Annotated in this window: 2 tRNA genes; both read right to left on the bottom strand. The window is 53.0% G+C overall.

Annotation, left to right across the window (positions count from 1 at the left end):
* Nucleotides 1-51 precede the first annotated feature (51 nt).
* A tRNA-Ala gene (locus tag C0Z18_RS32540) sits at nucleotides 52-127 on the bottom strand.
* Nucleotides 128-235: 108 nt separating this feature from the next.
* A tRNA-Ile gene (locus C0Z18_RS32535) sits at nucleotides 236-312 on the bottom strand.
* Nucleotides 313-362 lie beyond the last annotated feature (50 nt).

Here is a 362-nt window from a genome sequence, read left to right as displayed (position 1 = left end):
AATCGCCAATGACAAAGACTCGGTACAAACCGAACGCTTGTCATTGAAGGTTGGTGGAGGCAGACGGGATCGAACCGACGACCCCCTGCTTGCAAAGCAGGTGCTCTCCCAGCTGAGCTATGCCCCCAGCATAACCATTTTCAGACTCAAATAACCGCGTCGATTATCACCACCGCTTAACCCCCTTCGGGGGCGAGATGCTCGTAAGTGCTAAAGCACTAACGATCATCGCGAATGGTGGGTCTGGTTGGATTCGAACCAACGACCCCCGCCTTATCAAGACGGTGCTCTAACCGACTGAGCTACAGACCCCTGAGTCTGTCTTGATCTACAGCCGATAAGCGTGGACGCTTAACTTATGA

The sequence above is a fragment of the Trinickia dabaoshanensis genome (genome assembly GCF_002879885.1).
GTDB lineage: Bacteria > Pseudomonadota > Gammaproteobacteria > Burkholderiales > Burkholderiaceae > Trinickia > Trinickia dabaoshanensis.
The sequence above is the reverse complement of the archived record's forward strand: the minus strand, read 5'-3'. Positions and strand labels throughout refer to the sequence as shown.